The organism is Flavobacterium shii, assembly GCF_025847235.1.
Taxonomy (GTDB): domain Bacteria; phylum Bacteroidota; class Bacteroidia; order Flavobacteriales; family Flavobacteriaceae; genus Flavobacterium; species Flavobacterium shii.
Map to the genome: position 1 here is coordinate 19,634 of NZ_JAOZEW010000019.1, position 13,927 is coordinate 33,560.

Below are 13,927 nucleotides of genomic sequence, written 5' to 3' on the forward strand. Positions count from 1 at the left end.
TTTCCTTAATAATTATATAATATTATTGCGGCTTTTTAGTAACAATAGATTTGTCTTGGTCTTTTAATTATGAATTTATTTTACAAAAAAAACAAGGCTATGTTAAAAGTTATTTCAACGGGAATTCTCTTACTTGTATTTGGTGCATTATCTGCGCAAATTACAACTTCTTCAGTCTCAGGTAAAATATCAGATGGGTCGAGGCCTTTATCTGATGCAATTGTTAAAATGAGACACGTACCAACTAATACAGTTTACGAAACTACTACAGATGCAAAGGGTCAGTATAGTATCGAAAACATGGATGTTGGTGGACCTTATACTATCTCAATATCTAGTTTGGGAGTAAAGGATTATTCGGCTTCATCAATTCAATTGGCATTAGGGACTAATGATTTGCCACTTATTTCGGTTCAAACCCTTGAAATCGCCCTTGGAGAGGTTACTATTATAGGAAAAAAATCTTCAGGAAAAGGAGGGTCTACCAATATTAACGAGAAGCAAATAAATGATCTACCTATTATAAATAGAGGGATTCAGGATGTTACAAAATTAGTTCCACAGAGTTCTAATAATTCATTTGCAGGAACAAATTTCAGATACAACAACGTTACTATCGATGGATCTATTAATAATGATGCAATAGGATTTAGTCCTTCATTAGGTGGGCAATCAGGAACATCGGGAATGCCGGGAAGTAGTACGCGTTCTAACTCTATTAGCTTAGATGCTATACAGGATGTTCAGGTTTATATTGCTCCTTATGATGTAAAATTGGGTAATTTCTTAGGCGGAAGTATAAATGCAGTTACTCGTAGCGGATCTAACAGAGTTACAGGTTCTGTTTACAGTTATGGTCGTAATGCCGATATGACTGGTAGGAATACGGCAGGTGATAATGCTAAAATGCCAAATGCGTTTCAAGATTATCAATCAGGTTTTAGAGTAGGATTTCCTATTATCAAGGATAAATTATTCTTCTTTACAAATGCAGAATATGCAGAAAGAACAGATCCTATTTTTTACAATGCAGGCGATAAAGATGCAAATGGTAATTTAGGAGCTTTAGTAGATGCCACAACAGCACAATCAATAGCTAGCTTTGTGAAAAACAAATACGGCTTTGATGCCGGTAGCTTTGACTCTTTTAATAATTATGCAAAAAGTAAAAAGTTTTTCAATAAAGTAGATTGGAAAATAAATGCTAACAATTCGATTTCATTAAGAAATAACTCAGTTTTTTCTGAAGCTTCAAACTTAGAAAGAGATGCTGCAAACTTTAGGTTTTCTAGCATGAACTTTATCCAGAAAAATAATTCTATTAGTACGGTTCTTGAGTTTAAGACTCGTTTTAATAATAATTTGTCTAACTCATTTATTGCAGGATATTCTACTATAAAAGATTACCGTGAGCCTACTTCTAATAATTATATGTTTCCACAAGTTGAAATAGGATATAATGGAGGAACAATATTTTTAGGAAATGATAGAGAGGCTACTGTTTTCAATATGAAGCAAAACACAATAGAGTTTACAGATAATCTTACCTATAAAGTAAATAATCATACTTTCTTAATAGGAACTCATAATGAGATATATGATATTAATTATGGTTTTGTAAATTCATTAAATGGAAGGGTTTCTTATAAATCGCTTGCCGATTTCTATAACGCATTACCTTCAAGAGTTCGGGGAACATATCCTTTTGATAATTCCTCAAGAGATGATTTGTTTAATAATCCTTATGCAAAGTTTAAGATTGGTCTTCATAGTTTGTATTTGCAAGATGAAATTAAAGTAGGAACAAAGCTTAAAATAACTCCGGGAATAAGATTAGATTATGCCAATTTGCCTAATAAACCAACTTTAAGCGATAAAGTACAAAACTCCCCTGCCGATCCTAATTACGGTACAACATATACTTATACGCCACTAAGCGAAATAAAAAATAACTATTTCAGCACAGTATCATTTTCTCCTAGATTTGGATTTACTTACAATGTATTTGATGATAAATCACTTGTTATTAGAGGTGGATCTGGAGTGTTTACAGGAAGAATTCCTTTTGCATGGTTAGGTTATGCTTATTATAATGATGGAGTAGGTTTTGGAAGTTATGACAAAAATAATTTAACTCCTGCCCAAGTAGGTACTTTAGGAGATCCATTGGCAACAAATGGATTAAATAATTATCATGATGCTACGCCAAAAGTACAGGCGGATCTTATCGATAATAAATTTAAAATGCCACAAATTTGGAGGAATTCATTGGCATTTGATTACACAGTATCTGGATATAAATTTACAGTAGAAGGAATTTATACTAAAGTAATTCAGGATTTATTATTCCAACAAGTGAATAAGACAGATAATCCTACTTATTTTTCTTATGATGTAAATCATCAAATGCCTATTTACTCGGCTAATATAAATAGTGCTTTCTCTAATGCTTATATGTTATCAAACACAAATAAAGGATACCGTTATAGTTTAACAGCGCAAATTTCTAAGACGTATGACTTTGGTTTAAATTTCTTTGCTGCATATACTTATGGAGAAGCAAAAGATATTACAAACGGAATTAGAAACTCTATGGAAAGTAACTGGCAAATGAATCAGTCTTTGACTCCGAATGATCCACAGCTTGCAACATCGAATTTTAATATAAAACATCGAATTGTATCGAATGTTGGGTATTCTTTTAACCTTGCCAAAAATAATAGACTAACAACCAGTTTGTATTTTAATGCACAATCGGGTAATCCATTTACTTGGGGATTTGTAAATTCTACAATTGCTGGAACAGGTCAGGCAGCAGGGTTGGCTTATGTATTTAAAGATGCAGCCGAAGCAGCAAAATATATCGGTGTAAGCAATGCAGGAGTTCCAAGCGCAACGGCAGGACAACAAGTAGCAGATTATGAGAGTTTCGTAAACGGTAATCCATATTTAAAAAGTAGAAGAGGTCAGTTTACAGAAAGAAATGGAGCAGAAACTCCTTGGAATATCCAAGCAGATTTTAGAATAATGGATGAGTTTAATATTCGTGATAAAAGAGATTTTAATCACAATTTACAATTCTCATTAAGTATTATTAATGTTGGAAATGCGATTAATAAAAACTGGGGAAGAAGTTATTTTGTACCAAATACATTTAACTCAACTTCAAGTGTAGGTCTTACAAAATCTGGGAATATTGGAGGAGCAGCAACAGGAGATCCAACTTACACATTTAGTAAACCAACAACAACACCATATACAATTGATCAATTTGCTTCAAGATTTCAAGCGCAGTTTGGTGTGAGATATACATTCATATAGTTCCAAGTACTTTAGAGTACATTGAACAGAAAATAGATTACATAAAATGTTTTGTTAATTAGCTCAAAGCTGTCTATAAGTAATTATAGGCAGCTTTTTGTTTTGTTATAATAAAGTATTCTTTATTCCTTTTTATCATATTCTCCAATCAAAGAAAAATAACCAAAAGTACCAAGCCCCAGAACAATTAATGGGGTAAGAATGAAAAGAATTATAATTCCGAAAACCAAATCATCTTGTTTTTCTGAGAACAGTTTAGGTAATCCAAATTCAAAAACACAAAAATAAGCTGCTGCGATAGATAGCATAATCCAAAGCATTCCTAATATACGTTTTAGTAGATTCATTTTGTGAAGATTAAATGTGAGTATTTTTGTTACTGTTGTCAATGTAAATCATTCCGATAATAAAACATACCGAAGCGATAATAATGGGATACCAAAGACCATCGAGATAAAAATCGGTTTTGCCTGCTTGTTTCGAATGAGTAACGAAATAGGTTGATATTGCGGGAAGTAAACCGCCAAAAATTCCATTGCCAACGTGATAGGGTAAAGACATGGATGTATATCTAATTTTTGCCGGAAACATTTCTACTAAAAATGCTGCAATAGGACCATAAACCATAGTAACAAAAATAACCTGAACGAATACAAGAAATACCAATATCCATTTGTCGTGGGAGTTAATAGTAATCGTTAGCTGAGTTTCGAGATCTGTTTTTTTAGTTTCAATATGGCTTATCAGTTTTTCTGTTGAGATTGTGCCGTCTGAGTATTCATTGTTTGTAATAACATAGAATTCTTTCTTGTCGGTGTTCGTAGATTCGTTTTTAGATGTTTTCGAGATAACTTTATTTTTCAGATTTACTGTTTCATACATTTGTTTGTAAATAGGTCTGTAGAGTAAAATTGCTAATAGCATTCCGCCCATCATAATGTATTTTCGCCCTATTTTGTCACTCAGCCATCCGAAAACTATAAAAAACGGAGTTCCGAGTAATAATGCAATTCCTAGTAGTTCATCTACCTGAGAAGATTCAATGCTCATTACTGTTTTCATAAAACTCATGGCATAAAACTGACCAGTATACCAAACAACACCTTGACCCATTGTTGCGCCAAATAGAGCAAGTAATACAAACTTTAAGTTATATCTGTTTCCGAAACTTTCTTTTAATGGATTTACACTTATACTTCCTTCTTTTTTCGCTTTAGCAAAAACAGGAGATTCATCCATATTTTTTCGAATTAAATAGGAAACACCAACCATAATAATAGAGACCCAAAAAGGAACACGCCATCCCCAAGTATCAAATGCTTCTGACGAAAGGGTATTTTTTGTGATTAAAATAACCATCAAAGAAATAAAAAGCCCAACAGTTGCAGTAGTCTGAATCCAGGAAGTCCAATAACCACGTTGACCTACAGGGGCATGTTCGGCAACATAAGTAGCTGCGCCACCATATTCTCCACCAAGCGCAAGACCTTGAAGTAAACGTAAAATCAAAACTAATAATGGTGCCATGAAACCAATAGTTTCATAACTCGGAATACATCCAATTAAGAAAGTAGAACAGCCCATTAATAATAAGGTTGCCATAAAAGTATATTTTCTTCCGATTAAGTCTCCAAGGCGTCCAAAGAATAGAGCGCCAAAAGGGCGAACAACAAATCCTGCTGCAAATGTGGCTAAAGTGGCCAAAAAAGATGCTGTTGGATTGTCGGAAGGAAAGAATTTAGTCGAGATAACTACCGCTAAACTCCCAAAAATATAAAAATCATACCATTCAATCATTGTGCCCATAGAAGAGGCAGAGATAACTTTCCAGATTCCTTTTGTAGATGTATTACTCATGTATTAGTATTAAAGTGTCTGTTGATTTGTGCTTTAAAAATCAATATGATTATTATTTTACTAAAATAGAATATAAAAAGATTATTATTCGGCACTTTTTTAACAAAAAGTAATTAATTTATTGCTTTTGATTTTTTGTGGTAAATGTGCTGGGAAATATGGGGATTACAGATAGTTTAATCGTGAAGTTTATTTTTTCCTGAACCTTAAGTTTTTGAGGTACGAGGAATTTTTTCAAGAAACCTATATACGGTATTCTTAAATTGTCAAGTTATTAGTGGAAATTCTTTGACTCTGCTTAGAAAGACAATATTGTGGCTGTATTGTGGGGAGGTTTTGGACTCAGTTCTGGTTTTAGTTCTTATCTGTTATCTTTTTTATCTTAGAACTTAAGAGACTTTGTGTATTAAAATATTAAAGAAGTAATTCGGAAATAAATAAAAACACAAAAACCACTCGAGTTGAGTGGTTTTTGTGGTACCTCCAGTCCCGAGGCTTCGGGAGAGCCAGGGATAAATTATGATTTTCTTTTAGATAGGATATCTTTTAAAATAGATGGGTCAGCAATTATTTTATTGTTAAATACTTTGCTTTTCATTCTTTTAATAAATTGTTCTAAATAAATAGCTTCTTTTTTATCAACGCAATTAAAAGTTAAAACAATTTTCCAGTCATCAGCTACTTTAGTAAATGAATTTGAATAGAAATGTTTTTGATGTTTTGAAATTCTATTGTCTATATCATTAGTTTCTCCAATATAGAATTTCTGACATGAATCGGAGTAAATGATGTATAAATAATGCATTTTTGAAAAGTATATAAAACAAAAAAACCACTCGAGTTGAGTGGTTTTTGTGGTACCTCCAGGGATCGAACCAGGGACACATGGATTTTCAGTCCATTGCTCTACCATCTGAGCTAAGGTACCTTGCTTGTTGCGGGTGCAAATATAGCATGTTTTTTTAGTTTATAAGCAGGTTACCATAATAAAATTAGCTAATTGTTTGGGAAGAGTTCGGGTATCGTACTTTAAAAACTTTAATATCATTAAGTTGGATTGATAATTAGTTTTAAATTATTTTGATAATAAAAGTGTTAATCTCTCAGATAGGTGCTTTTAATGTTGAAATAAAAGTTTTTAAAAGTCAGTTTAGAGACATGAGAAAGCTAAGATTGATCTCCTACGAAAGTAAATGATACCTTTTTTAGGACTTCTAAATTCTGAAATTAGAATTTTCTAGTTTAAATAAAGTATTTAACTTATATCAAAATGATAAAATGGTATCATTTTGATAGGTATATAAATAGGTTATGAATATTCTGTTGTTGTTGCAAATCGTGGATAAACAGGTTGCAGGAATTAAAGGTTGACTGCAATGTTGATATTGGTATATGATTTGGATATAATATTTTGTATTTCCAGTCCATTAGATATTTAGCATTATTAATAAAATAGGAAATGCGTTAAATCAAATATGAGAACCCAACAAAGTACCATAGATTTTTCAGGTAAAGATTTTTTGTTGCCTGAGCCATTTCCAGACCCATTGCCTGGAAAAATAAGCGTATTACTCAATAGTCAAAAGACAGAGGAATTACCGGATTTTATAATTGAAGTCGCCAACGCCGAGCATGTTCTTTGGGTAAAAGAAATTTGCGATGTAACCTTATCATCTGCTTTAGCCCGAGGAACAGGTATCGCTGGGCGCTCTCCTGAATCGCTAGAGGGAAAAATGAAAAAAGGCGAAGCGGTTATTGCTTTTGCATCAGATGGGAGATGGGCAGGTTTTGCTTTTCTCTCTTCTTGGGGTAATGGTCGTTATGTTTCTAATTCGGGATTAATAGTCGCACCAGAATTCAGACATACTGGTCTTGCGAAAAGGATTAAAACAAAAATTTTCAGGTTGAGCTGTCAAAAATACCCTGAGGCAAGCATATTTAGTCTAACTACTGGATTGGCTGTAATGAAGATGAACCATGAACTCGGTTTTGAGCCAGTCACTTATTCAGAGTTAACAACCGATGGGGTTTTTTGGGAGAGTTGTAAGTCCTGTGTTAATTGCCCAATATTAATGAGTAAAGAAAGAAAAAACTGTTTATGTACAGCGATGCTGTATAACCCAAAACAGAAGAGATCCAGGATTTAACCGCAAAGAATCGAAAAGTTTAAAAAAAAACAAGGTCCGCAAAGCTTAATAATCAAGCTTTGCGGACTTTGTGTAAATCTTAGTGATCTTTACAGTAAAATAGTTCAAACAAAAAACCCACTCGTTTGAGTGGGTTTCGTGGTACCTCCAGGGATCGAACCAGGGACACATGGATTTTCAGTCCATTGCTCTACCATCTGAGCTAAGGTACCGTGCTTGTTGCGGGTGCAAATATAGAATGTTTTTTAGTTTATCCAAAACAATTTTTAAAAAAAATCAATTCGTATCTTCGCAGCAGTAAATAAGGAGTTATGGTTTTAACAATCGATATTGGGAATACGCGCATTAAAGGTGCTGTATTTGAGAAGAATACTGTTTTGGAATTTTTTGTTTTTGACAAAAAGGATCTCGAAAAAAAAATTGAAAAAATTTTAGAAAAATTTGAAAAAGTAACTGATCTGGTTGTTGCGTCAGTCGGAAATGTCGGAAAAGAGGCGTTTTTAAATTTTAATAATGACGTAAAAGTTTGTTTCTTGTCAAATGAAGACCATTTTCCGTTTAAAAATAATTATGCCACACCAAAAACTTTAGGCATCGACCGGATGGTACTTGCAAGTGGAGCTACTTTACAATATCCAAACCAAAATAGATTGGTTGTCGATGCCGGAACTTGTATTACATATGATTTTGTCGACGAAAATGATAATTATTTGGGTGGAGCTATCTCGCCAGGGTTGAGATTGCGTTATGAGGCGTTACACAATTATACTGCAAAACTTCCGTTATTGATGTTTGAAGAGCCTAAATCATATATTGGTAATTCTACTCCCGAATCGATGCATTCTGGAGTTGTAAATGGATTCGTCTATGAAATAGACGGTTTTATCGATCAATACAGAGCACACTACTCAAACTTTATAATAATTTTAACGGGTGGGGATGCACTTTTTTTGGCTAAACGATTAAAAAATACCATATTTGCCAATTCAAATTTCTTATTAGAAAGTTTGAACCAAACATTTCAATATAAAATCAACAATGATTAAAAAAATTATAATAAGCGCTTGCTTACTTTTATCATTCGTTTCCTTTGCTCAGCAAGGAACATCTTCTCCTTATTCTTTTTACGGAATTGGAGATGTAAGATTTAAAGGAACTATAGATAGTCGATCTATGGCCGGTGTTGTAGTTGAGCAAGATAGTATCCATATTAATTTGGAAAATCCAGCGAGTTACTCAAATTTAAAGCTTACTGCCTTCTCATTAGGAGGGACTTATAATTCGAGTACATTGAAAACGGATACACAATCGGCTACTGCAAAGAGAACTGCCTTGGATTACCTAGCTGTAGGAATGCCTATAGGGAAAAGTTTTGGTTTTGGTTTTGGATTAATTCCATATTCATCTGTTGGGTATCAAATCGAATCACTTGCTGCAACTACAGGAGATAATAATAAAAGATTTGATGGTACTGGAGGATTGAATAAAGTGTATTTAGGGTTCTCATATAAAATTAAACCTAACTTTAGTATTGGGGCAGATGTTCATTATAATTTTGGTAAAGTTGAAACTACTAGTTTAGAGTTTATAACAGATGTGCCAATTGGTACAAGAGAATTAAATACGACACACTTATCAGGAGTTAATTTTAATTTTGGTGCGATGTATCAATATAAAATTGACAAAAAACTGTCTATCTTTACTAGTGCGACATATACTTTACAGAGTAAATTAAATTCTGATAATACACAGAATATATCTACTGGGTTACTTGGTGGAGGACTTAATTTTAATGTTTTGGACACCTTTGGAGATGTAACGACAACTGGTAAAGTAAATATGCCATATAAACTGGCTTTAAGTGCTGGTATTGGAGAAGCTAGAAAATGGCTTGTAGGTGGTAAAATTTCGTATCAAAATTCTGTTGATCAGTCAAATTTGTATAATGCAGCATCAAATGTTAGTTATGGTAGATACGGAAGTGTGAGTTTAGGAGGTTATTATGTTCCTAATCATAGCTCTTTTTCCGGTTACTTTAATAGAGTTACTTATAGAGCAGGTCTTAAATACGAGAAAACTGGTTTAATAATTAATTCAGAACGTATAAATGATATGGGGATTACTTTGGGAGCTGGATTTCCAATTACCGGAAGTTTTTCTAATATCAATTTTGGGATGGAGTTTGGAAAAAAAGGAACTACATCAGCAGGTTTAGTTCAGGAGAATTATGCTAATTTTAGTATTGGTTTCTCATTAAACGATAGATGGTTCGAAAGAAGCAAGTTTAATTAATCCAAATTAAGTGAGCTCGTAATTAGAGTTCGATTTATCTTGTTTAGCGAATGAATTTACTCAAAAAATATAGTGCAATTCCTGTAGTCATAATTGTTGTTGCAATGTCTTTGTTAGGATGCGAAAGTAATTTTAAAGATGTGCAAAGAAGTAATTTTACGGAGTTTATTCCAGCCAGTGATGCCGACAATGTTAATATAAAATATACTGACTCAGGACGTATTTCGGGGATTTTAATAAGTCCTAAAATGTTAGATTATTCTAATGTTGCGTTTCCTTTTACCGATTTTCCAAAAGGAATAGATGTTACGATGTATGATAAAAATCGAAAACGTACATTTATAAAATCAAATTACGCCATTTCTTATAAGCAAACCGGGATCATTGATTTGCAGGGAAGAGTGAAAATCACCACTGATGACGGGCAGATGCTGGAAACAGAACAGTTGTACTTTGATCAAAAAAATGATTGGTTTTATACAGAGAGGAAGTTTAAATTTACAGATGTAAAAGGAGTTTCTAATGGTCAGGGAATTGATTTTAGTAAAGATTTTAAAATAATAAACTCTCAGCGAATAACGGGAGAGATAGAAACCAAAGAATAAAAAAATTATGGGTTACTTGAAATATACGCAATACGCTTATTTAGTAATTGCAGTTCTGTTTATTTATGATGCAATAATGAAAATGAATGCTGGAGGAGAAACTCCCTGGCTAAGTTTTTTGATAGCAGGAGTAGGAGTCTTTATGTTTTTTTTTAGAAGAAAGTTTTCAAGGAAGTTTGACAATCATAATAAAAAATAATAAAAAATGGAGATTAGTATTATAATAGTTTGCTTAATACTATCAGCCTTCTTCTCGGGTATGGAAATAGCATTCATATCTTCAAATAAAATTTATCTTGAGATTGAAAAAAAACAAGATAATTTCCTTTCTAAAATACTTACCAAGCTTACCGAAAAACCATCAAAATTTATAGCTGCTATGCTTATTGGGAACAATATGGCATTGGTTGTTTATAGTTTTTTTATGGGTGATATGCTTTTAAAAGTACTGGTTAGGTTTGGGTATCATTTCTCGGATGTTACCAGTTTACTTATTCAAACAGTGCTTTCTACTTTTTTTGTTTTAATCACAGCAGAGTTTTTTCCGAAAGTTTTCTTTCAGATATATGCCAATTCGTTGATTAAATTTTTTGCAATTCCAGCTTATTTCTTCTATTGGTTTTTTTATTATATCTCTACTTTTTTTATCTGGATTTCCGATTTTATTCTTCGTAGATTTTTTAAGACAGAAGGAGATCAGATACAGCTTTTTTTTAGTAAAATCGAGTTAGGTAATTATATTACTGAGCAAATGAGTACCGTAGAGGATGATGAAGAAGTTGATTCGGAGATTCAAATATTTCAGAATGCTTTGGAATTTTCTGGTGTAAAAGCAAGAGATATCATGACGCCACGTACCGAAATTGATGCTGTGGAATTATTTGATACTGTAGCAGAGCTGAAAGCCTTGTTTGTAGAAACCGGGTATTCTAAGATTTTGGTATATCAAAATTCTTTAGATGATATTTTAGGATATGTTCACTCTTTTGATTTATTCAAAAAGCCTGAAACTATAAAATCGGTATTGATTCCTGTGGAGTTTGTTCCAGAAACAATGTACATTAAAGATGTCTTGAATTTGCTTACTAAAAAGCGAAAGAGTGTTGCAGTTGTGTTGGATGAATATGGAGGAACGTCTGGAATAATTACTACTGAGGATATTGTAGAAGAACTCTTTGGTGAGATTGAAGACGAGCATGATGATCTGGACGAAGAATTGATAGAAAAAGAATTGGGAGATGGTAAATATCTTTTTTCGACACGATTGGATGTTGAGTATCTAAATGAAACATATAAGTTGGATATTCCCGAAAGTGATTCCTATGGAACATTGGGCGGTTTTATTGTAGATCACACAAAAGAGATCCCTCAGATAGGCGAAGAAATAAATATAAGTAACTATCATTTTGTGATAGAAGAGGCGACAAATAAGAAAATAGAATTGGTAAAATTGACTATTAAAGAGTGATTTTTTTTAGAAATATGAAAATTCTTGGAAAATAAATTGCTAGTAGTATTATTATTAACTAGATAATTGTATTTTCGCAAACTGAATATAAAATTAACAACAATAAAAATGGCAGTTTTAGCAAAAATTAGACAACGTTCCGCTTTATTGATAGGCGCTATTGCACTTGCATTATTTGCATTTATCATACAAGATCTTTTTAGTAAAGGGGGAATGGGTGAGAGTTCAAAAGATGTAGGAAGCATCAATGGGAAAGATATTTCATTTGAAGATTTTAGAATCAAAGTTAGTAGTGTTGAAAAAAGTGGACAAGGAATAACTTCCACTGAAGCTGCAAACAGAGTTTGGGATCAAGAGGTTTCTATCGCTTTGTTATCATCAGAGTTTGATAAATTAGGATTAAGAGTAGGTGAAAAACATTTACTTGAAGTTTTGAAAGCTGACCAAAATATCGGAAAAAATCCAATGTTCTTAAATGCAGCTGGAATTTTTGACGTAGCAAAATTTAAAGAATATTTTAAAGCAAATCCAGAGCAAGCCCAATATTTAAAAGATAGAGAAAAAGATGCAGATTTGAATGCAAAATATCAAATATACAATACATTGATTAAAGCTGGGCTTTATACAACTGTAGCAGAAGGTAAATTGAAATATGAAATGGAAGCAAACAAAGTTAATTTTGCTTATGCTGCCGGTTTATATTCTTCTATTAAAGACAGTGATGTAAAAGTAACTGATGCTGAAATCGTTGATTTCATGAAAAAAGATGAAAAGAAATTTAAAGCAGATGAAACTCGTGAAGTTCAGTATGTTTTAATTGAAGATAAAGCATCTAAAGAAGATGAAGCTGAAATCAAAGCAAAAATAACTGCTCTATTATCTGGAAGTGTTGTTTACAACCAAAAAACGGGTAAGAATGATACTTTGGCAGGATTTAAATCGGCTAAAAATGTTGCTGACTTTGTAAATTCAAATTCAGATGTTCCTTATGATTCTACTTATGTAGCTAAAAAAGATTTACCGGCTGTTGATGCTGATAAATTGTTTAGCCTTGCACCAGGTGAAATTTATGGACCTTATGTTTTTGGAAAATACTACTGTATCTCTAAATCTTTAGGATTTAAAGCAGGAGTTAATGCTAAAGCAAGTCATATCTTAATTAGCTATGAAGGAACTCAGGTTCCAAACCAAAAAGAAAGAAGAACTAAAGAACAAGCTAAAGCTAAAGCAGAAGAAATTTTGGCTCAGGTTAATGCTAATCCAGATAGTTTCTTAATGTTAGCTTTTACAGCTTCGGATGATTCATCTGCACAACAAGGTGGTGATTTAGGTTATTTTGGTCCAAACCAAATGGTAAAACCATTTAATGATTTTGTTTTTAATAACCCAATTGGAAAAGTTGGATTGGTAGAAACTCCTTTTGGTTTCCACATCATTAAAATTACAGATAAACAAGATGGAATTCGTTTGGCTACAATTGCTCAAAAAATCGAAGCTTCAGAAGCTACATCTGATAGAGTATTTACTCAAGCAACTAAATTTGAAATGGATGCTGCTGATAAAGACTTTAATAAAGTTGCAAAAGATATGAAATTGACTGTAGCTGCTCCAGTTACTGCAAAAGCTATGGACGAAAATTTCGGACCATTAGGAAACCAAAGAACTATTGTAAGATGGGCTTTTGATAAAGAAACAAGTAAAGGTGATGTAAAACGTTTTGAAGTTGCTAATATCGGTCACGTTATTGCACAACTTAAAAGCATCAACAAAACAGGTTTAGTATCTGTAGATGTTGCAAGACCTTATGTTGAGCCAATTCTTAAAAACAAGAAAAAAGCGGAAATACTTAAAGCTAAAATGACTGGTACAACTATAGAAGCAATTGCTAAAAATGCTGGAGTAACTGTACAACAAGCAGCAGATGTAACTATGGATAACCCAACTTTACCAGGTGGTGTTGGTCAAGAGCCAAAAGTTGTAGGTAATGCATTCGCTTTGGCTGCAGGTAAACTTTCTGCACCAATCGAAGGTAATACAGGAGTATATGTTGTTAAAAACATTAGTACTGTAAAAGCACCAGCCTTAACAGACCACGCTGCTTATGTTGCTAAAGTGAAAGCTCAAAGCGCACAAGATGTAAACAGAATCCTTCCTGCATTGAAAGATAATGCTAAAATCGTTGATAACAGAGCTCACTTTAGCTACTAGTCTATCAAGATTTAGATAAAAAATAAAAT

General features: G+C 32.8%; 10 protein-coding genes and 2 tRNA genes. 7 read left to right on the forward strand and 5 right to left on the reverse strand.

Annotation, left to right across the window (positions count from 1 at the left end; all coding sequences use genetic code 11):
- The first annotated feature begins 99 nt into the window (after positions 1-99).
- Positions 100-3,321, forward strand: a complete 3,222-nt coding sequence (locus tag OIU83_RS16950) for a TonB-dependent receptor (RefSeq protein ID WP_264207449.1) — start codon at positions 100-102, stop codon at positions 3,319-3,321.
- A gap of 122 nt (positions 3,322-3,443) precedes the next feature.
- On the opposite strand, the gene OIU83_RS16955 is transcribed toward OIU83_RS16950, so the two are convergent.
- From OIU83_RS16955 to OIU83_RS16970, 4 genes are all read right to left on the reverse strand, one after another.
- Positions 3,444-3,668, reverse strand: coding sequence for a DUF6814 family protein (locus OIU83_RS16955; RefSeq protein WP_264207450.1), 225 nt, complete (start codon positions 3,666-3,668; stop codon positions 3,444-3,446).
- A gap of 10 nt (positions 3,669-3,678) precedes the next feature.
- The gene (locus OIU83_RS16960; protein WP_264207451.1) at positions 3,679-5,178 is read right to left on the reverse strand and encodes an MFS transporter; all 1,500 of its coding nucleotides are present in this window, start codon (positions 5,176-5,178) and stop codon (positions 3,679-3,681) included.
- A gap of 517 nt (positions 5,179-5,695) precedes the next feature.
- Positions 5,696-5,983: a GIY-YIG nuclease family protein gene (locus tag OIU83_RS16965; protein ID WP_264207452.1), complete on the reverse strand. Its 288-nt coding sequence runs from the start codon at positions 5,981-5,983 to the stop codon at positions 5,696-5,698.
- Between the two features lie 50 nt (positions 5,984-6,033).
- Positions 6,034-6,106, reverse strand: a tRNA-Phe gene (locus tag OIU83_RS16970).
- A gap of 547 nt (positions 6,107-6,653) precedes the next feature.
- Between OIU83_RS16970 and OIU83_RS16975 the strand changes: the two genes are divergently transcribed.
- Positions 6,654-7,325 (forward strand): GNAT family N-acetyltransferase, encoded by a 672-nt coding sequence (locus OIU83_RS16975; protein ID WP_264207453.1) that lies wholly within the window; start codon positions 6,654-6,656, stop codon positions 7,323-7,325.
- A gap of 139 nt (positions 7,326-7,464) precedes the next feature.
- Here the strand turns inward: OIU83_RS16975 and OIU83_RS16980 are convergent.
- A tRNA-Phe gene (locus OIU83_RS16980) sits at positions 7,465-7,537 on the reverse strand.
- A 99-nt stretch (positions 7,538-7,636) separates the two neighbouring features.
- On the opposite strand from OIU83_RS16980, the gene OIU83_RS16985 reads away from it, so the two are divergent.
- The 5 genes from OIU83_RS16985 to OIU83_RS17010 all read left to right on the forward strand — a co-directional run bounded on the left by OIU83_RS16985 (position 7,637) and on the right by OIU83_RS17010 (position 13,898).
- The gene (locus tag OIU83_RS16985) at positions 7,637-8,371 is read left to right on the forward strand and encodes a type III pantothenate kinase (RefSeq protein ID WP_264207454.1); all 735 of its coding nucleotides are present in this window, start codon (positions 7,637-7,639) and stop codon (positions 8,369-8,371) included.
- Positions 8,364-9,617 (forward strand): hypothetical protein, encoded by a 1,254-nt coding sequence (locus OIU83_RS16990; protein WP_264207455.1) that lies wholly within the window; start codon positions 8,364-8,366, stop codon positions 9,615-9,617. Before OIU83_RS16985 ends, OIU83_RS16990 begins: the two co-directional genes overlap by 8 nt.
- Positions 9,618-9,667: 50 nt before the next feature.
- On the forward strand, positions 9,668-10,222 hold the full coding sequence (gene lptC / locus OIU83_RS16995; protein ID WP_264207456.1) for an LPS export ABC transporter periplasmic protein LptC: 555 nt from the start codon (positions 9,668-9,670) through the stop codon (positions 10,220-10,222).
- Positions 10,223-10,427: 205 nt separating this feature from the next.
- Positions 10,428-11,690 (forward strand): hemolysin family protein, encoded by a 1,263-nt coding sequence (locus OIU83_RS17005; protein WP_264207458.1) that lies wholly within the window; start codon positions 10,428-10,430, stop codon positions 11,688-11,690.
- A 108-nt stretch (positions 11,691-11,798) separates the two neighbouring features.
- A complete protein-coding gene (locus OIU83_RS17010; protein WP_264207459.1) occupies positions 11,799-13,898 on the forward strand; it encodes a peptidylprolyl isomerase in 2,100 nt (699 codons plus the stop codon).
- Positions 13,899-13,927 lie beyond the last annotated feature (29 nt).